Source organism: Edaphobacter bradus, assembly GCF_025685645.1.
Classification (GTDB): domain Bacteria; phylum Acidobacteriota; class Terriglobia; order Terriglobales; family Acidobacteriaceae; genus Edaphobacter; species Edaphobacter bradus.
The window spans coordinates 470491-486666 of the sequence record NZ_JAGSYF010000002.1 but is presented as its reverse complement, the minus strand read 5'-3'; the positions used below and the strand labels follow the sequence as shown (position 1 = coordinate 486666).

The window sequence follows — 16176 nt, the reverse complement described above, 5'->3', positions numbered from 1 at the left end:
GCGAGCCTTTGTGAGTGTCTTCAGGCGTTGCGGAAGCCGCACAGCTTCATGGCCTTTCCTGGTTCTGGATTCTGCATGAAGGTCTTCCAGATGAGTCCACTGCGCAGGTTCTCCGCCATGATGACGCCGATGCCGAGGTCGATTCCGAGCACATCGGGGTCGTACCACGCGAGGGCAGGGTGGAGGGCGTCGCAGGGGCCGTAGCGGCCCCAGGCATCCTTGCCGTATTTCTCCTTGAGCGAGCGCAGGACGCGCATGCACTCGCGCGGCAGAAAGGGCAGCGCTCCGGCAGCGACATAAGGCACGACGGACCCGTCGACCGGCCCCATGAGCGGAGGTCCTCCCCAGGCCGTGTAGCCGTGCATCCAGTCGGAGGCGGAGACTCCCCAGTAGTCGTCGGTGTAGCCGCGATGGAGGCTGAGGAGGAAGGCCCTGTGGGCGCGGGTGGCGGTGACGGAGTTGGCGAAGTAGTCGGCGTAGGCGTCGCGCTTGCGGGAGAAGTCGAACCAGGCTTGCGAGTACATGTGTACGAAGAGCGGATCGTGTCCGCTGATGTAGCTGTACGGGCCGTAATGCATCCTGGGGCGTGAGAAGGCGTCCCAGCAGGAGGCCGGAATGGGGTTCTTCTGCGCGCCGATCGCGAGCAGGTAGAGCATCATCATCTCGGCGTAGTGGTCCCAGCGCGGGTCGAGGAAGCCTGTCGCAGGAAGCCAGGCCAGTGCGAAGGTTTTGCCGCCGTTGAGCATCCAGGGCCAGTCGATGCGGTCATAGATTCTGGTGGCGAGATCGGTGATCTTCGGATCGTTGAAGTAGGCGCGGCAGGTGAGGATGCCGCAGAGCAGAAGCGCGGTATCGATGGGCGAGACCTCGCTGTTGAGCAGCGGGAGTCCGGTCTTGACGTCGTTGAAGTGATAGAAGAAGCCGTGCTCGTTGGGCATCGGCCTGAGGTGGAACTGCAGGGTTGCAGTGACGCGCTGGCGAATGCGGTCCGAAGGCAGATACTTCCGGTAATCGGCGATGCAGAGCGCGGTGAGGCCGAAGCCTGTGGCTGCGATGCTGGCGGCGAAACGATGGTCGCGTTCCCCGGTTGCGGTCTTGTTGATGGCGCGGTCGAGGACCTGCCCGTTGTAGGGATCGGCCTGCTCCCAGAAGTAGAGGCAGGCGCTGCGCTCGAGATCGTCGAGAAAGGCCTCGTCATCCTGACTCAGTCTGCTGGAAGCGGGTGGCGCACCGGCGAAGGCGTGGGCCAGAGGCGGAGCGGAGAGCCCGGAGAGGAGAGATCCGGCGAGCAACCTGGTCGCGTCGCGGCGAGTGATGCGGTTCGAGCCGGATCTCATGGTTGTGCCGTGTCTCCTGGAGTCATCTTGCTTTGCTGATGTAGACGAGGACGAGCCCCTGCGGTGGGATCGAGATGGTCATGCGTCCTGCACGGAGCGATGTGGCTTCAGGTGGAGCAGGCTGTCCGGCTGCGCGAAGCGAGGTGATCTGCTCGCGGCTGGGGAAGGCAGGCCGCCCCATGGCGTCGTAGGCTTTGACGACGTTGCCGTGATCGGCGTCCAGCCGCGTGATTTTGACCGCGGCGTCGGGAGCGACTCCCTTCAACGTGAGCGTGAAGGTCTTTGCCTCGCCCGGCGTCGCGGGCGGTGGAGTGTAGGAGGCCCCGGTTCCATACGGAGGCGCGTAGTTCCACAGGGCGAGGACGAGCGAGCCGCCGGCGAGCCGCGTTGCAAGGGCAGAGTCTGAGTTGACGGCAAGGCGGCGGTCGCCGAGTTGGTGCAGCATGGCGAAGGCGTTGAAGGCCGGCTTGGGGATGCTGTTCTCGGCGAGAAGGCCAAAGCCGCCGTAGAATGGCGTTCGAACGACGCCCTGCTCTTCGAAGACGTCGGAAAAGCTCCAGTAGCTCATGGACTCGGTGAGGCCGTCGCACTGGCTGATGGTGGTGGCGAGCCACGGCCCCATGTAGACCGAGTCGGTGACGTCGGGCTCATTGGCGTAGCTGGCGTTGTACTCACTGAAGATGAGCGGCGTGTGGGGAAAGGCCGAGGCGGCGATCTCGTCGTGCACCTTGCGGACGCTGCGGCAGACCATGCGATCGCGTGGGATCGTCTCATCGCTATGGAAGACGTCTTTAGCGGTGTCGTTGGCGTAGACGTGCGTGGAGACGAAGTCCACGGGAATGTTGCGGTCGTGGCAATGCTTGAGGAAGTCAGCAACCCATGCGGCCTGCGCGGTGGAGGGCCCGCCGACGCGGAGACGCTGGTTGACCTTCTTGATGGCGAGCACAGTGTGGTCGTAGAGCTCGAAGTAGGTGGACTGTTTGGGATTGCCTCCCCAGAAGTCGATGTTGGGCTCGTTCCATACCTCGAAGTTCCAGTGCGAGACCTCGTCGAGGCCGTAGCAATCGACAAGATGCTGGGTGAAGGCGGTGATCATCGCGTCCCACTCCGCGTAATCTTTGGGCGGCGAGACATTCTGCTTGTACCAGAACGCGTGCAAGGCGTTGGGATCAGAGGCCATCTTCTTCGGCATGAAGCTGAGCTCTACGAAGGGGCGGACGCCGTTGGCGAGCAGGCCGTCGTAGATCTGGTCGACGTAGGAGAAGTTGTAGATTCCGGCGTTTTCTGGTGCTTCAGCGGTCGCCTTGGTCATCTGGGCGAACTGGATGGGCTTGCGATCAGGGTCGTAGAGCCCGACGTCGTCCATGAAGATGCCATGGAAGCGAACGGAGTCGAAGCCGGTCGCCGTTTTTACGGAGCGGAGATCGTTGCGGTAGTCCTCGCGGAGCGCGAGGATGGCGCGGCCGGAGCCGAAGGTCTGCTCCCAGAAGTGGGGGAAGGGCGTGGCGGGCGCGGCGGCGTCGATGACGATGGTCTCGGAGGGAGCGGATGCGGTCTGGGCGCTGCCCGCGGACCCGGCGAACAGTGCGGAGAGGAGAAGAAGCGCGTGCGTGGCACGGAGGCAAACGGAATTGAGCTTGATTGCGTTCGAGACTGTCAAAACGACCTCCCTTTCTTGTCGGCTGTTCGATCAGAGCCGTTCTTTGAGCGGTTCAGGGCCAACCCGCGACGAGCGAAACAAGTCGCATCATTTTATGCTGCTGAGACGCCGCAGGTTCCGGGTGGTCGAGGGGCCTTCTGCTGGGCCGGCGCTAATTCGGTTCGGAGGCTTTGAGAACGCATGCCCTTCTTCCATCGTAAATTGTTGGGGAGATGCGAAGGACATTGCTAAGGCAGTCGCGACGCTGGAGGCGAGGTCAGCTTGTTCGAAATTGGAAAGCTGTTGAAGGCTGCGACTGGGATCAATCGCAAGCGGCAGGTGAACTTGGCTGTAGCGGTTTCAGCAGAGAGCCGGCTGGTTGCGGAGGGTAACAGCGGGTGCGGAGAGAGCAAAGCGAAATCTTATTCGTGAATGGGAAAAAGCCAAGGACATACCTTTGTGCAGGTGAGTGTCCTCTAGACACGGCCCGATAAGAAAAAGTTGCGCGCAACTGGGTGGATGAATGAGTGTTCAGTGAGATGTAAGGCAGGAGGCAGGTCATGATGCTCACGAATGTAAAGGCGATGGTTGCGAAGGCGATGACGATGGGTCTGGTGGCTGGGGCGTTTGCGCTGGCATCACCGGCGAAGGCACAGGCACAGGTCAGGATCGGCGTGCAGTTCGGGTATCCGCCGGTTGTCTATGGATATGCGCCGGCGTACGCGTACCCGCCGGACTACTACGCTCGCAGGGACTACTATGACCGGCTGCGTTATGAGGAAGAGCGCCGTGAGGAGATTGCTCGCCGCGAGGCCTGGGAGCGGCACGAAGCCTGGGAGCGCCATGAGGCGTGGGAGCACGACCGTGACCGCTGGTTCGACCGCCACGGTGATCGCGACTGGGATCGTGACAGGGATCGCGACTGGGATCGCGACAGACGGTAAGTGAACGAGGTTATTGCGGCCGGTGCGGGGATGTCTCCCGCGCTGGCCATTTCTTCGCAGGGATTGATTAGGGTTCGAGTGGCTGGTAGTAGCGGGTCTCGGGATGGACGCAGCCCTGGCAGAGGATGGGGCCGCCGGTGGGTGCTTCGCGGTCGTAGTTGATGCCTTCGCCGCAGATGGAGCAGGCGATGCGCGCGGATTTGTAGCCGGGCCTCTCACGCGGGTGGAGCGGGACGCGGACCCACTGCTCGCTGAAGAGCTCGGCATCGGGCAGTTCGCGGTAGGCGAGCATCTGCTGCTGGTTCTTGTTTTCGATTTGCGGGTAGAGTTCGCGGGCGCGCTGTTTGGAGGACTCGAGCGCGGCGAGGCGAATGGCCTTGTAGGTGGGAGTGTCGCCGAGTGGTTCAATAGTGGCGCTGAGGTCGACGAAGGTGGCGGCCATCTTGCCCCAGTCGCGGAACTTGATGGCGCGCTTGCCGAGACGGCAGCCGGTGACGACTCCGATGGCATCGGTGGCGCATCGGTCGATCTCGACGAAGGTGACAAGACGCTTGCGGTCGGCTCCGCGTGGGTCGTCGATGCCGAGGAGGCGGCAGCCGAGCATGGCCATGCGGACGCCGAGAATCTGGCCAGCACAGAGGTGGCCGTGGGCTATCTCTGCTTCGCGTAGGAGGTCGTCGAAGGACTGCATGGGGTGATGATAGCTCCGGGGCGCGAGGTGCGGCTCGCCGATAGTATTGTTGCAGGGGACCCGCGTCGCGATGTTCCAGAGGAGGATAGGCGGTGGAGGTTCTGTTCAAATACTTTGCCCTGGGGTTCAGCGCGCTGCTGCCGGTGGTGAACCCGCTGGGGTCTGCTCTGGTGTTTCTGGGGCTGGTGGGTTTACAGACGGAGAAGGTTTACAAGTCTTTGGCGCGGCAGATCACGATCAACATGGTGCTGTTCTTCGCGGTGACCGAGCTGGTGGGCTCGTATGTGCTGGAGTTTTTCGGGATCTCGCTGGAGGTTGTGCAGCTGGCAGGCGGGATGGTGGTGACGTCGATCGGGTGGCAGATGCTGAACCAGTCGGATGCCGGCATAGCAGCGAAGGATAAGCAGAGCGGGGCTGGCAAGAGCGAAGACGCAGCATACAACTGGGCTGCGAAGACGTTCTATCCGCTGATGTTTCCGATTACAGCGGGGCCGGGGAGTCTGGTGGTGATGCTGACGCTGAGCGCGCATGCATCGAACAGGAAGCTGAGCACCAATGTGCTGGCGCATGTGGGACTGATGGTGGCGGTGCTTCTGCTGAGCATACTGGTGTATCTGTGCTACGCGTATTCGCCGCAGATTACGCGTAGAATTTCGCCCGCGACGGTGCAGGGGATCCTGCGGGTGGTGGCGTTCATTCTGCTCTGCATCGGGGTGCAGATTGCCTGGCATGGGCTGGAGCCTCTGCTTGATGGGTTGATTAGCCAAGTCAGGGCTTAGTCGCAGACGTTGAAGGCCTGCGCTCGGGGCCCGGTCGAAATGACTGCTGGAACGGCGACAGAGCAGCTTTAATCGCGGGCGGCGGCGTCCAGGATTCTGTGATGGCCGCTACCAGCTTGCCGCGGCCCTTGCGGTTCGGGACGTTGCCGGCGTAGGCATCCGCGGCTTGCGAGAGCGGGACGACGGCGTCGACGAAGGTCCGGAGCTTGCCGGTGTCGAGGAAGTGCGCGACCTCCATGAGCTGGCGCTGGTTGGGCTGGACGAGGAAGAAGGCCTTTTTGATGCGCTCGTTGGTGGAGTTCGCGCTGTCCGGCGTGATGGTGACGGCGAAGCGGCCGGGCTTGATGAACGGGAGCGAGCGCATGAGAGTGTCGCCGCCGACGGTGTCGAAGACGATGTCGACGGGCCTGCGAATGACGTCTTCGAACCTTTTAGTGTGGTAGTCGATGAGCTCGTTGGCGCCGAGCTGCCTGAGGAGGTCGAAATAGTACGGCGAGGCCGTGGCGATGACGTGGGCGCCGTGCAGGTGCGCGATCTGGACGGCAAAGAGGCCGACGGAGCCGCCGCCGCCATGGATGAGGACGCGGTCGCAAGGGTGGAGATGGCCATGATCGAAGAGGCCCTGCCAGGCAGTGAGAGCGCTGATGGGGACGGTGGCAGCTTCAACGGGCGAGAGCGTGATGGGGGCGGGTGCGATAGCGGCGGTGTGGGCAACGCAGTACTCGGCGAGCGCTCCATCGGCGTACCAGTCGTTGGTGCCGTAGATGGGCTGGCCGACGGTGAAGTCGGCGACGCCTTCGCCGAGGGCGGCGACGGTGCCCGAGAACTCGTGCGAGGGAATGGCGCCCTCGCGCGGCGCGCCGGATTTCAGGTGGGTGGTGGGGTACCAGAGGGGTTCGGTGCGGATGATCCCCGCGGCGGTGACGTGGACGAGGACCTCGCCGGGGCCGGGCTGGGGCTGGGCAACGACGGCTTCGATCAACTCGGGAGATGGGGTAGTCGCTACCAGGCGTAACGCCTTCATGGGGTTCCTCCGTTAGAAGTTTGGATGACTCAGCAGTGGCCAAGTCTGTCCGGTCAACTTTCAAAAAGAGAAGGATTGGCTTTGCGACGAAATGCGGGAGTAGATTTTTTGCCCGCTGGCACGATAGTACGTCAAGATGGCCAAAGGAGAAAATGGAAATCACGGTGGCGGGAGCGGTCGGATAGGAGTGGCAGTGACCAGGATGAGATTGCTTTTGGCCTCCATGCTTGTTCTTTGTGAGGCATCGCAGCTTGCCCGCGCGGCGCAGGCGGGCGGAAAGACGGAGTCGGGGCTGGCGACGGTATACAGCCACCGGCTGGATGGTCACAAGACGGCTAGTGGAAAGATCTATCAGCCGGGCGCGATGACGGTGGCTCACAAAACGCTGCCGTTTGGCTCGAAGGTGAAGATTACAAACAAGCGGAACGGGCGCAGTGCGGTGGCAACGGTCACCGACCGTGGGCCAGCGCAGCCGGGACGCGTTCTCGATGTGTCTCCGGCCGTTGCGCACAGCCTTGGAATGCATCGAGGTGGGGTGACGCCGGTAGACGTGGAGGTTCAGAGTGCGGATGGGAGGTCGTCGCTTCGTTGATGGCCTCGCATTTTGTTGTCGCGCCTACGATTTGCGTGGTTGAGGGACGGATTCGGGAGTAGACTTTGAATCCGCCAGCACGATGAAACCTGGGCTCGCAGCGGACGGAGAGGAATGGCTATGAAAACGAAACTACTTCTGGGCCCTTTCGTTGTTCTCATACTTAGCGTGACACCGCAGGGTGCCAGAGGGCAGGCGGCCGCGGAGTATGGCCTGACTTCGGCTTCGAGCGCAACTTCGACTTCCAGCCTGGCCAAGGTTTACAGCCATGCGCTGGATAAGACGGTCAGCGGCAAGATAGATCACATAGATCACCCAGGTGCGAAGACCGTCGTACACAATACGCCGTCGGCAGGCTCGAAGGCGAAGGCTACGAATAAGCAGAATGGACGTAGTACCGTTGCAACGGTGACCGACCACGGATCAAGCCAGGCAGGACATATTGTCAGTGCGCCTCCTGCAGCTTCGGACAGCTTCAAAATGAAAATATACGGGGCCGAGTCGACTGAGGTGAAGGCACCCCCTCAGTAGTGGCTGGTTCCTGTCGTGAATGGGAGGCCATCGCTGTGTCGATGGCTTCCCATTTTTTTGCGCAGTTATGAAAAATCTTCCCTGACGGTGCCTGCACGTGAACCATGTTCTTGCGGGGCTCGCAGTTACTGCTTGTCGTACACCGCGGTGCTGGACACCTTTTTGCCAGACGGGTCGGTTCCTGTCACGTGCACTGTGCGGCTCTTGCCGTCTGCGGATACGACGATGCGGGCACTTGTGCCGACTTTGCCGTTCTTCTTATTGCTCAGGCTCAGAGTGTGATCGTCGATCTTCATATAGGAACGCGCGTCTACGGAAGGATCGCCGGTGACCGGATAGTCTTTGCCATCGAACTTGCCGGTCCACTCGGTGTGGAGCGGCTTACCATCCTTGTCGGTTCCGTCCGTGGTCACTTTTACGCTGTCGCCCGCGGCCTCGTAGACGACAGTCGTGAATTTCGTCACCCCTGCTGGAAAGTTCGACTTGGCCTCATTGAGTTTCCAGGTGCCCGTGTGCGGGTTGGCGGCGAAGCCTACGGCTGTTCCGACAAAAAACAACGCCAGAGTTAACAGGAGGGTCCTAACTTTCATGTACTTCTCCTTTCCCGAGGAACAATGCAACGCCTGCTTCTCGGCAGCACGAGACTATACACCCTCGGCTGTACCGCTAGCAGCAACTTGCCTTGGAATTCACGGGCCAGAAAGGAGATGATCAGTGCCGTCGTCGGTGTTGTCACCCTCGTCGATGAGGGAGGAGGTTCCGACGATGAGAGGTGGTCCCGTAAGCTTCCACGATGCCGTCATTCGAGAACAATCTTCAATGCCGGCTAAACCTCTGAAGTATTATCAACGTAAGATGGCTTGCCACGGTTAGGAGCACTGTGGGATGCGAGTTGCGAAGCTGACACGATTATGGGCTGAACTCATACCGGTCGTAAGCGCCGCTACGCTGATCCTCGGTTGCGATGGTGCGGGTAAGCCTGCGAATCCGAAGCCAGAAGCCGCAACGGCCGGAGTGGAGCAGCAAGCCAGTGGGAAGGCGCCTCCCATTCCCGAAGCCGGTTCGCTGGCCCGCCCCAGAACTCTCCAACAGGTTGGTGTCCCCGCCGCCGCGACTCGTGCGGCAATACCGCCTGACAATCCGCAAACCGCCGAGAAGATTGACCTCGGCGAAAAACTGTTCTTCGATGGTCGTCTGTCGGCTGACGGGACCGTGGCCTGCAGTACATGTCATGATCCCGATCACGCTTTTACCGACGGGAGGCCTGGCTCGATTGGTATCAAGGGCCGCGTTGGCCAGCGCAACGCACCCACCATTTTGAACGCACTTTACAACAAGACGCAGTTCTGGGACGGCCGTTCGAAGACACTTGAGGAGCAGGCCGCTCTACCGATCATCAATCCCATTGAGATGGGCCAGCCCAGCCTGGATGCGGCCGTGGCGCAGATCGCAGGTATCGAAGAATATCGGCAGGCATTCAAACGCGTTTTCGGTCGGCCGCCCAACGGCCCCGACCTGCAGCGCGCCATCGCATCCTACGAGCGAGCACTGCTGTCGTTTGATTCTCCCTTTGATCACTTTATCGCTGGCGACAAGAACGCTATCGATGCCGCAGCGATGCGCGGCTGGGAGCTATTCAACACCAAGGGCCGCTGCAATAAATGCCACGCGCTGACGGAAGAGAAACGGGATGTCACGAACTTCAAGGATGATGACTTTCACAATATCGGTGTCGGGATCATCCGACATAATGTCGTCGCGCTTGCGGGCCAGGCGGAGCATCTCATCAACTCGGGCGATACGGGGGCCATCGATCAAGCTGCCATCCAGACGGAGATGTCAGTGCTCGGCCGCTTTCTGATCACCAAGAAAGAGTCTGATATCGCGTCTTTCAAGACTCCGAACCTGCGCAACGTAATGGTCACAGGACCCTACTTCCACGACGGCTCGCAAGAGACCCTTTGGGACGTGGTGGACCACTACAACAAGGGCGACGGCTTGCAGAATCCCTATCTCGACCAGGACCTTCAGCCGCTAGCCCTGAAGGAAGCGGAAATCGACGATCTGGTTGCGTTCATGGCGTCGCTGACGAGCGCGGATTACAAGGAACAGGGGATCAGGGAACTGGCGCGTCAGCGCGAAATCTCTCGGACGAAGCGACCGCAGCGAGACACGGCGAGAGCCTTCGGCCCGAAAGCGCCTCGGCCCGAGCCGCCCCGTCCGTGATCCAGCGCGGTCGTAGACTCGAGCCGGCCCACAGCCGCTAGCCCGCGCCAGCACCCGCGCGACACCGAAGGATCCGCCGAACGCCTCGAGGAACTCCTCCAGGCAGGTCAAGTCACTTGACATTGAGATTCTCATGGGGATAGTATCCGCGCGCAATTTCCCAGCGTTTGGGCGGCCCCGGGAGAATGTTGCCCCAACTTGCGTCGTCTACGCGGCAACTACGAACAAGAATGATGCTAAGTGCGCGCACCTCTTAGGTTGCGCCTTAGGCGAAATCACGCGGAGGATACACCATGATACGAAAGAATATATTGACGATCCTGCTGTCGGCGGTGGCCTGTACGACAGCTTTTGCGCAAAACCCGCCGTTTGCGAACGGCACGTTCTGTACGCAAGGGAAGGGTTACTACAGCAACAATGTAGTGCCAGCCGCGGAAGACCTTCAAACTGTCCAAAACAACTACCCGGAATTTTCTTCTACTCGTGTCGCTGGATCCTCAGCACCAGGAAACCTCTACCAGTGGGTGCCGACTGGCACTCTAGTGGACATCGGCAAGGGGGTACTCCTCGACTCGGCCTATGTTGATTTGCGTCAGGCTCTGGGGGCGAATGGCAAACCCGGCGCATTCTCGATGAATGCTACGAACGCGACCGACATGGGCACGGCAGGAACCCTTGCCACCCAGAGAGTGGCATTGGGCTTGAACGCCGACTTCAGTTATGCCAACGCCATGGTGCTGCCCGTGGGCTTCAACGTTCTGAACCTTACCAACACGGGAGGTCTGACGCTTGATGGCCAGCTGCTAACTACGACACAAGCCGACGCATTAAATGGGCGTGCTGTTCTTGAAGTTTTGGATGCTGCCGACAGTACTCTCGGGACGGGGCAACCGGCCTTCCCCCTCTCCTTTGGACAATTGACGGACCTGCTCGGCCTCTTGAATCAGTCCTTCGCGGGCTGCCAGCCATCAGCATTTGCGCAGAGCTTCCTATATCAGCCGTATATCACCAGCCCCAGCGGTGCGTTCTCTGGACGGAGGCCAATAGGGAATGCGGGATTCGCTCTCCGACCCTCGGCCGGGACCTTCCACGGGGAAATCGTGAACGTCGGACGTGGATGCAACGTCGATACGTATCTGGCTAACCCAAACGGTAAGATCGCGCTAATCCAGCGGGGCTTGTGCACGTTCGTCGAAAAAATAACTAAGGCGAAGGCCAATGGTGCGACGGCCGCAATCGTCTACAACAGCAGCGGCCACGTCCTCTCTCGCGGAGAGGGCGTGTTCGAGATGGGTGGTGGCAGCCAGCCAACCTGGCTCCATATTGCTGACCCCGCCACTGACATTCCGGCGGTCTTTGTCCAGCGATCCACCGGGTTGGCGCTTATCAACAATTCGGGAGGAGGCACTACTCCGGTAACCGTATTCGTTAAGGAGTGACAGCTCAGGATCAGTCCAAAGGGTCTCGCAGCAAAATCCGGGACTCTTCGGCGGTCTGTGAGGAGTAGCCGCTGCGAGGCGGCGACGCAATTAGTTGGAGTCGTCGTTGTCGCCTTCTTCGACGATGGAGGAGGTTCCGACGACGTCGTAGGTAGTGGCGTCGCCGCCGGTTGGCTGGATGGTGACGCGCAGAGGGAGGCGCGTCCACTTCGCGGGTTGGCAGACGGGGACGAAGTGGTTGAGTTCAGGCCATTTGCCGATGAGCTTCTGCACGACGGCGCGGCGGGCTCCGAGCTGCGCAACGATGGCGTATAGGCTGCCGCCTTTTGTGGTGGTGTTGGTGCCGCAGTAGGCGGCGTAGTCGCGGAACCATACAGCGTTGGAGACGACGGGGTCGAAGTCGGGAAGGTGCAGCGCGGTAATGTGGCCGGTGACGCGATCGACGGTGATCCAGGAGCCGGGCTGCCAGATCCAGTGCGGCACGGAGTCGGTCGGTAGCGCGTCGTTGATACGAAGGGCGCGGCGGACGGCGAAGGTGCGGTCGGTGATGTCGTGGATATCGCCGGTGGTCCAGTCTTTCTGGCGGTCATCGACGAAGAGGGGGCGGACTTTGAGGGTGGAGGTCTCGTCGGATTTCTCGTCAGGCGTGGCGTCGGGCTGCGTGTAGGGCACGCGGCGAGCGGCTCCGAGAGAGACGGTATGGACTTTGGGGGCGGATGCGAAGAGAGGTTCCAGGGTGAAGGCGGAGAAGCTCAGCAGAAGAAGGCCGCAACGGATTTTCAAGGGACGTGTTCACCGGGGGAGGTTGGGCGGCCTCTGTAGCCCAAGGCCGCTGTGCTGGAGATGCCGATGCGCGAAACCCCGCGCGCCGAAGATAGGCGAGTGGAGCCATGCTACTTGAGGGCGTCGGATTTGCAATAGGGAGTTATTCGGGAACATGGCCCTTTCGGGGGAGTGGAATAAAAGGGGTTACGTGGGGAAGATATTTCTTGTCGAGGGGAAAGAGATTCCGGGGTACTGAAGATGGTTCAAAAAACTGTGGAATAGATTGTGAATCGTGCGTCATTTGCGGGCGGGAGCAGCGTAGTATCGTGGAAAGAGCGCGTGAGCCGTTGCGATAGCGAGTCTCTGGACCGCGGACAACAACGGAGAATTTCTGAGCAGTCACGAAAGGACATAGACAAATATGTGGAAACCGAATCAGCCGGGAAGCAATACCCCCCCAACTCCTGAACCGTCGCGGCCGACTCCTCCGGTGGCGAGCTTTGAGACATCGCGCCCGGCGACGACGAGCACTCCTACTGGAACGGGTGTGTCCACCGGCGAACAGGCAACGATCGGCAAGTCGCTGGTGGTAAAGGGCGAGCTAACGGGTTCAGAATCGTTGTACATCGACGGCAAGGTCGAAGGTGCGATCAACCTGCCTGGCAACCGGGTGACAGTGGGCCGCAACGGCCAGGTCGCCGCCAACATCGTTGCTCGCGAGATTGTTGTTCTGGGCAAGGTCCGGGGCAACTGCCAGGCGAGCGATCGCGTGGACATCCGCAGCGAAGGCTCGCTGACCGGCGACGTGATCGCGGCGCGCATCTCGATTGAAGACGGCGCGTTCTTCAAGGGCGGCATCGACATCCGCAAGCCGGGTGGCACCGATCTGAAGGGCGGAACGGCCCAGCCGGTCGCTGTGGCGGAGCCAGTCGCGGTCGAGGCGTAAGAACTCATAGAGTGCGAGTGGCCCCGGTGATGATTCCGGGGCCGTTCTACATCTGGGGGCCTTTGTTCAGTCCACGACGGCGCGGTGCAGGGCTGTGCGGGCGAGCAGCCGTGTGGAGTCGAGCGTGGGCAGGGGCGAGTTTGCGTCGTTCATGAGCAGAGGAATCTCAGTGCAGCCCAGGACGACGGCGTCGCAGCCGTTGTCCTTCATGCGCCCGATGATCTGCTGGAAGGTTGCGATGGCTTCGGGCTTGAAGACGCCATAGACCAGCTCCTCAAGGATGATGCGGTTGATCGCTTGGCGTTCGTCGGCCTCCGGGCGCAGATATCCGAGGCCGTGCGCGGTGAGCTTGCGCGGGTAGACCTCGCTCTCGACGAGGTAGCGGGTTCCAGTGATGCCGATGCGATGGAAGCCGCGCTCGGCGGCGTGGGCGGCGACGACTTCGGCGATGTGCAGCCAGGGGAGCGGAGACCGCGCTTCGAGCAAGGGAAGCGCATGGTGGATGGTGTTGTCCGGGCAGATGAGGAAGTCGGCGCCGATCTTTGCGAGTTTCTCTGCGGAGGAGAGCATGATCTCGGCGACGCCCTGCCAGTCGTCGCGGTAGATGCACTGCATATAGCTGGCGAGGGAGTAGGTGTGCATGGAGACCTCGGGATGAGCGTGCGGGCCGAGGAGCTGTGCGCCTTCCACGCAGATGGTTCGATAGCAGAGCGCTGCGCCCTCGGCAGAGCAGGCAACGATTCCGATGTGCTGGGGCATGAGGTGATGTTACAGCGACGGAGATTCGCTAGAGATTGCGCAGGATCGTGAAGAGCGCCGCAATGGCGAGAGTAGCGTAGACGGCGGGTTGTGGCGGCTGAGGCAAGCGGAAGGGTCTGCGTTGCAGGAAGCGCAGGTACGCGAGCGCGAGCCATGCGGCGAGGATGGGCAATGCGAGGGTGAAGAGGGCGTTGAGGCGGAGCGCTTCGGTGAGATGGCCGTGGAGGAGAGCGGCGAGAGTGCGGGTGGCTCCGCAGCCGGGGCACTGGAGATGGAGAAGCGCGTAGATAGGGCACCGCGGATAAAAGCGCGATTGCGCGGGCGGGAAGCACAGCAGCATGGCGGCTGCAATCGTGAAAGGCACGATGGGCGCAGCTGCTCGTGATGCTGTGGCGATGCGGCTGCGCGTGATGGGGCGGGGGAGCATCAGTAGGCGGGAGGGTAGCGAAGGCCTCCGCGCTTCATGCGGTTGATCTCGTTGAGCTTGTACTGGAAGTAGATTCCGCCGAAGAAGAAGGTCATCACGGGATTGAAGCGGACGCCGAGCGGTTCGGCTGTGTTGTAGTGCTGTTCGAGGGTATCGCGAAGGCTGAAGCGGGCGATGAGTCGGATGACCCAGGCGATGACGCCAAGGCTGAGGCCGAGGAAGTTAGGGTGGACGATCTCGTGGCGCATCGCGGCCATGGCGTTGCCGAACGAGGAGCCGAAGTTAGCCACAATAAAGACCAGAGCGATGATGTAGTAGATGAGCGCCTTGCTGGCGGGCTCGATACGGCGGGCCCATGCGGCGAGGATGAGATTCCAGACAACCTGCATGAGGCCGCAGGTGAGGACGTCGATGAGCAGTAGCAAGCCCCAGTTGAGGTCAGGAGGCTCTTGATAGGGAACCGCGGCGGGGTAGGCCGGTGCAGCGTAGGCGGGTTGCGCCGCGAAGCCGGAGCCTGCGCTCGGGGGCGTGGGCGGAGCGAGGATCTGCGAGACGGGGACCCAGTCCGGCATCTCTTCGCTCTTGGCGAGATCCGTGAGAAGGACGTTGCCGGAGGCGAGATAGCGCTGGAGGTCTTCGAGGGTGTAAGGTCCGTAAAGCTGGCCTTCGCGTGAGATCTGGTAGGGCATGAGCGCTCCTGTGAAGCTCAAGACAGATGAAAACACGGAGCGGGCCGTACGACAAAACAATTTTGCAGATACGAAGTCACGATCGTTCCTATAAGAGTAGATTGCGTATTTAGAGCGTTGAAGGGAGATGTTCCGATGGATCGCCGTGCGCATTGGGAAGAGGTCTATCGCAGGAGACCTGCAACCTCGGTGAGCTGGTACCGGCCTCACCTTGAGTTGTCGATCGCGCTGATTGAGCGCGTTGCGGAGTCGAAAAGGGCGGCGATTCTGGACATCGGAGGCGGCGCGTCCACGCTCGTGGATGACTTGCTGGCCGCAGGGTATGAGGACATCTCCGTACTCGACGTGGCGGAGCCTGCGCTGGAGGTTGCGCAACAGCGGTTGGGAGAGAGGCGCAAGGACGTGACGTGGCTGATGGCCGACTTTCTGGAAGCCAACCTCGACTTGCAACGATACGACGTCTGCCATGACCGGGCCGTATTTCATTTTCTGAACGCGGTCGAGGATCGAACAAGGTACTTCGAGCAGGCGGAGCGGATTCTGCGGCCGCATGGAACGCTGGTTCTGGCGACGTTCGCGCTTGATGGTCCGGAGCGATGCAGCGGGCTGGACGTCTCACGATATGACGAGGCTGCGCTGCGCGACGCTGCGGTCGCGGGTTTTGAGCTGATGGAGTCGAGAAGAGTGAGCCATCGCACACCAGCGGGGCAGACGCAGGAGATGATGTACTTCGTGTTGCGGCGAAGTGCTCTATCTCCTGCGTCAGGTTGAGGGCGCGACGCAGTTGTATATCTGAAAGGCCGCTATTTTGCGGCGAGTGGTGCGGTGCGGTCGAGGTCGAGGTTGAGCTCGAGAACGTTCACGCGGGGTTCGCCGAGGAAGCCGAGCTGGCGGCCTTCGGTGTGGCGGGCGACGAGCTCGATAAGGGTGCTCGGGGGGAGATTGCGCTCACGGGCGACGCGGGGAATCTGGAAATCGGCCGCGGCGGGGGTGATGTGCGGGTCGAGGCCGGAGGCTGAGGCGGTGACGAGGTCGACAGGGATGTCGGCGTTGGGGTTGTCGGACTGGAGAGCAGAGGCGTCGCCGGCTACCCGGTCGATGAGTTTCTTGTTGGTGGGGGCGTAGTTGGAGCCGGAGGAGTTGGCGGCGTCGTAGCCGTTGCCCGCGGCGGATGGGCGCGAGTGGAAGTAGCCCGGCGCGGTGAAGGGCTGGCCGATGATACGCGAGCCTACGACTTGGCCATTCTGCTGAATGAGCTGACCGTTGGCCTTGTCGTGGAAGAGAAGCTGCGCGACGGCGGTGACGGCGTACGGGTAGATGACGCCGAAGATTACGGTGGTGACGATGGTGTAGAGGACGGCGGTGGTGAGATGACGGCGCATGGTTCT

18 protein-coding genes are annotated in these 16176 nt (G+C 61.4%); 8 read left to right on the top strand and 10 right to left on the bottom strand.

What is annotated here, in order from left to right:
* Positions 1 to 20 precede the first annotated feature (20 nt).
* Positions 21 to 1337, bottom strand: a complete 1317-nt coding sequence (locus OHL16_RS08100) for a glucoamylase family protein (protein ID WP_263366608.1) — start codon at positions 1335 to 1337, stop codon at positions 21 to 23.
* Between the two features lie 22 nt (positions 1338 to 1359).
* Positions 1360 to 2997, bottom strand: a complete 1638-nt coding sequence (locus tag OHL16_RS08095) for a GH39 family glycosyl hydrolase (RefSeq protein WP_263366607.1) — start codon at positions 2995 to 2997, stop codon at positions 1360 to 1362.
* A 539-nt stretch (positions 2998 to 3536) separates the two neighbouring features.
* On the opposite strand from OHL16_RS08095, the gene OHL16_RS08090 reads away from it, so the two are divergent.
* Positions 3537 to 3920, top strand: a complete 384-nt coding sequence (locus OHL16_RS08090) for a hypothetical protein (protein WP_263366606.1) — start codon at positions 3537 to 3539, stop codon at positions 3918 to 3920.
* A 67-nt stretch (positions 3921 to 3987) separates the two neighbouring features.
* Here the strand turns inward: OHL16_RS08090 and OHL16_RS08085 are convergent, their stop codons facing one another.
* Entirely contained in the window at positions 3988 to 4611 is a 624-nt protein-coding gene (locus tag OHL16_RS08085) for an FmdE family protein (protein WP_263366605.1), read from the bottom strand.
* A gap of 92 nt (positions 4612 to 4703) precedes the next feature.
* Between OHL16_RS08085 and OHL16_RS08080 the strand changes: the two genes are divergently transcribed.
* Positions 4704 to 5390: a MarC family protein gene (locus tag OHL16_RS08080; protein ID WP_263366604.1), complete on the top strand. Its 687-nt coding sequence runs from the start codon at positions 4704 to 4706 to the stop codon at positions 5388 to 5390.
* Here OHL16_RS08080 and OHL16_RS08075 read toward each other — a convergent pair.
* A complete protein-coding gene (locus OHL16_RS08075; RefSeq protein ID WP_263366603.1) occupies positions 5380 to 6414 on the bottom strand; it encodes an NADP-dependent oxidoreductase in 1035 nt (344 codons plus the stop codon). The two genes, OHL16_RS08080 and OHL16_RS08075, sit on opposite strands and share 11 nt — an antisense overlap.
* Before the next feature lie 202 nt (positions 6415 to 6616).
* On the opposite strand from OHL16_RS08075, the gene OHL16_RS08070 reads away from it, so the two are divergent.
* Together OHL16_RS08070 and OHL16_RS08065 are read left to right on the top strand one after the other, a co-directional pair.
* Positions 6617 to 7006, top strand: coding sequence for a septal ring lytic transglycosylase RlpA family protein (locus OHL16_RS08070; protein WP_263366602.1), 390 nt, complete (start codon positions 6617 to 6619; stop codon positions 7004 to 7006).
* Positions 7007 to 7126: 120 nt separating this feature from the next.
* The gene (locus tag OHL16_RS08065; protein WP_263366601.1) at positions 7127 to 7537 is read left to right on the top strand and encodes a septal ring lytic transglycosylase RlpA family protein; all 411 of its coding nucleotides are present in this window, start codon (positions 7127 to 7129) and stop codon (positions 7535 to 7537) included.
* Positions 7538 to 7662: 125 nt separating this feature from the next.
* Here the strand turns inward: OHL16_RS08065 and OHL16_RS08060 are convergent, their stop codons facing one another.
* Complete coding sequence (locus tag OHL16_RS08060; protein WP_263366600.1) at positions 7663 to 8127, bottom strand: hypothetical protein; 465 nt, start codon at positions 8125 to 8127, stop codon at positions 7663 to 7665.
* A gap of 295 nt (positions 8128 to 8422) precedes the next feature.
* Between OHL16_RS08060 and OHL16_RS08055 the strand changes: the two genes are divergently transcribed.
* Positions 8423 to 9763, top strand: a complete 1341-nt coding sequence (locus tag OHL16_RS08055) for a cytochrome-c peroxidase (RefSeq protein WP_263366599.1) — start codon at positions 8423 to 8425, stop codon at positions 9761 to 9763.
* 293 nt (positions 9764 to 10056) lie between these two features.
* Positions 10057 to 11202 carry a PA domain-containing protein gene (locus OHL16_RS08050; RefSeq protein ID WP_263366598.1) on the top strand — a complete coding sequence of 382 codons (1146 nt, stop codon included), beginning with the start codon at positions 10057 to 10059 and terminating at the stop codon, positions 11200 to 11202.
* A gap of 90 nt (positions 11203 to 11292) precedes the next feature.
* Here OHL16_RS08050 and OHL16_RS08045 read toward each other — a convergent pair whose 3' ends face one another.
* Positions 11293 to 11985, bottom strand: a complete 693-nt coding sequence (locus tag OHL16_RS08045; protein ID WP_317891049.1) for a hypothetical protein — start codon at positions 11983 to 11985, stop codon at positions 11293 to 11295.
* A 403-nt stretch (positions 11986 to 12388) separates the two neighbouring features.
* Between OHL16_RS08045 and OHL16_RS08040 the strand changes: the two genes are divergently transcribed.
* Complete coding sequence (locus OHL16_RS08040) at positions 12389 to 12913, top strand: bactofilin family protein (RefSeq protein ID WP_263366597.1); 525 nt, start codon at positions 12389 to 12391, stop codon at positions 12911 to 12913.
* A 66-nt stretch (positions 12914 to 12979) separates the two neighbouring features.
* Here the strand turns inward: OHL16_RS08040 and OHL16_RS08035 are convergent, their stop codons facing one another.
* The 3 genes from OHL16_RS08035 to OHL16_RS08025 all read right to left on the bottom strand — a co-directional run bounded on the left by OHL16_RS08035 (position 12980) and on the right by OHL16_RS08025 (position 14788).
* On the bottom strand, positions 12980 to 13672 hold the full coding sequence (locus tag OHL16_RS08035; RefSeq protein WP_263366596.1) for an aspartate/glutamate racemase family protein: 693 nt from the start codon (positions 13670 to 13672) through the stop codon (positions 12980 to 12982).
* Positions 13673 to 13700: 28 nt separating this feature from the next.
* Positions 13701 to 14036, bottom strand: coding sequence for a DUF2752 domain-containing protein (locus OHL16_RS08030; protein WP_263366595.1), 336 nt, complete (start codon positions 14034 to 14036; stop codon positions 13701 to 13703).
* Positions 14037 to 14098: 62 nt separating this feature from the next.
* On the bottom strand, positions 14099 to 14788 hold the full coding sequence (locus OHL16_RS08025) for a DUF4339 domain-containing protein (protein ID WP_263366594.1): 690 nt from the start codon (positions 14786 to 14788) through the stop codon (positions 14099 to 14101).
* A 135-nt stretch (positions 14789 to 14923) separates the two neighbouring features.
* On the opposite strand from OHL16_RS08025, the gene OHL16_RS08020 reads away from it, so the two are divergent.
* Entirely contained in the window at positions 14924 to 15559 is a 636-nt protein-coding gene (locus OHL16_RS08020; protein WP_263366593.1) for a class I SAM-dependent methyltransferase, read from the top strand.
* Between the two features lie 32 nt (positions 15560 to 15591).
* Here OHL16_RS08020 and kdpC read toward each other — a convergent pair whose 3' ends face one another.
* Positions 15592 to 16170, bottom strand: a complete 579-nt coding sequence (gene kdpC / locus OHL16_RS08015; RefSeq protein ID WP_263366592.1) for a potassium-transporting ATPase subunit KdpC — start codon at positions 16168 to 16170, stop codon at positions 15592 to 15594.
* Positions 16171 to 16176: the final 6 nt, after the last annotated feature.

What these genes read in the sequence shown, in the direction of transcription:
- OHL16_RS08100 (WP_263366608.1), bottom strand. Translation starts at nt 1,337, where the DNA reads ATGAGATCCGGCTCGAACCGCATCACTCGCCGCGACGCGACCAGGTTG.
- OHL16_RS08090 (WP_263366606.1), top strand. Translation starts at nt 3,537, where the DNA reads ATGATGCTCACGAATGTAAAGGCGATGGTTGCGAAGGCGATGACGATG.
- OHL16_RS08085 (WP_263366605.1), bottom strand. Translation starts at nt 4,611, where the DNA reads ATGCAGTCCTTCGACGACCTCCTACGCGAAGCAGAGATAGCCCACGGC.
- OHL16_RS08075 (WP_263366603.1), bottom strand. Translation starts at nt 6,414, where the DNA reads ATGAAGGCGTTACGCCTGGTAGCGACTACCCCATCTCCCGAGTTGATC.
- OHL16_RS08070 (WP_263366602.1), top strand. Translation starts at nt 6,617, where the DNA reads ATGAGATTGCTTTTGGCCTCCATGCTTGTTCTTTGTGAGGCATCGCAG.
- OHL16_RS08065 (WP_263366601.1), top strand. Translation starts at nt 7,127, where the DNA reads ATGAAAACGAAACTACTTCTGGGCCCTTTCGTTGTTCTCATACTTAGC.
- OHL16_RS08060 (WP_263366600.1), bottom strand. Translation starts at nt 8,127, where the DNA reads ATGAAAGTTAGGACCCTCCTGTTAACTCTGGCGTTGTTTTTTGTCGGA.
- OHL16_RS08055 (WP_263366599.1), top strand. Translation starts at nt 8,423, where the DNA reads ATGCGAGTTGCGAAGCTGACACGATTATGGGCTGAACTCATACCGGTC.
- OHL16_RS08050 (WP_263366598.1), top strand. Translation starts at nt 10,057, where the DNA reads ATGATACGAAAGAATATATTGACGATCCTGCTGTCGGCGGTGGCCTGT.
- OHL16_RS08040 (WP_263366597.1), top strand. Translation starts at nt 12,389, where the DNA reads ATGTGGAAACCGAATCAGCCGGGAAGCAATACCCCCCCAACTCCTGAA.
- OHL16_RS08035 (WP_263366596.1), bottom strand. Translation starts at nt 13,672, where the DNA reads ATGCCCCAGCACATCGGAATCGTTGCCTGCTCTGCCGAGGGCGCAGCG.
- OHL16_RS08025 (WP_263366594.1), bottom strand. Translation starts at nt 14,788, where the DNA reads ATGCCCTACCAGATCTCACGCGAAGGCCAGCTTTACGGACCTTACACC.
- OHL16_RS08020 (WP_263366593.1), top strand. Translation starts at nt 14,924, where the DNA reads ATGGATCGCCGTGCGCATTGGGAAGAGGTCTATCGCAGGAGACCTGCA.
- kdpC (WP_263366592.1), bottom strand. Translation starts at nt 16,170, where the DNA reads ATGCGCCGTCATCTCACCACCGCCGTCCTCTACACCATCGTCACCACC.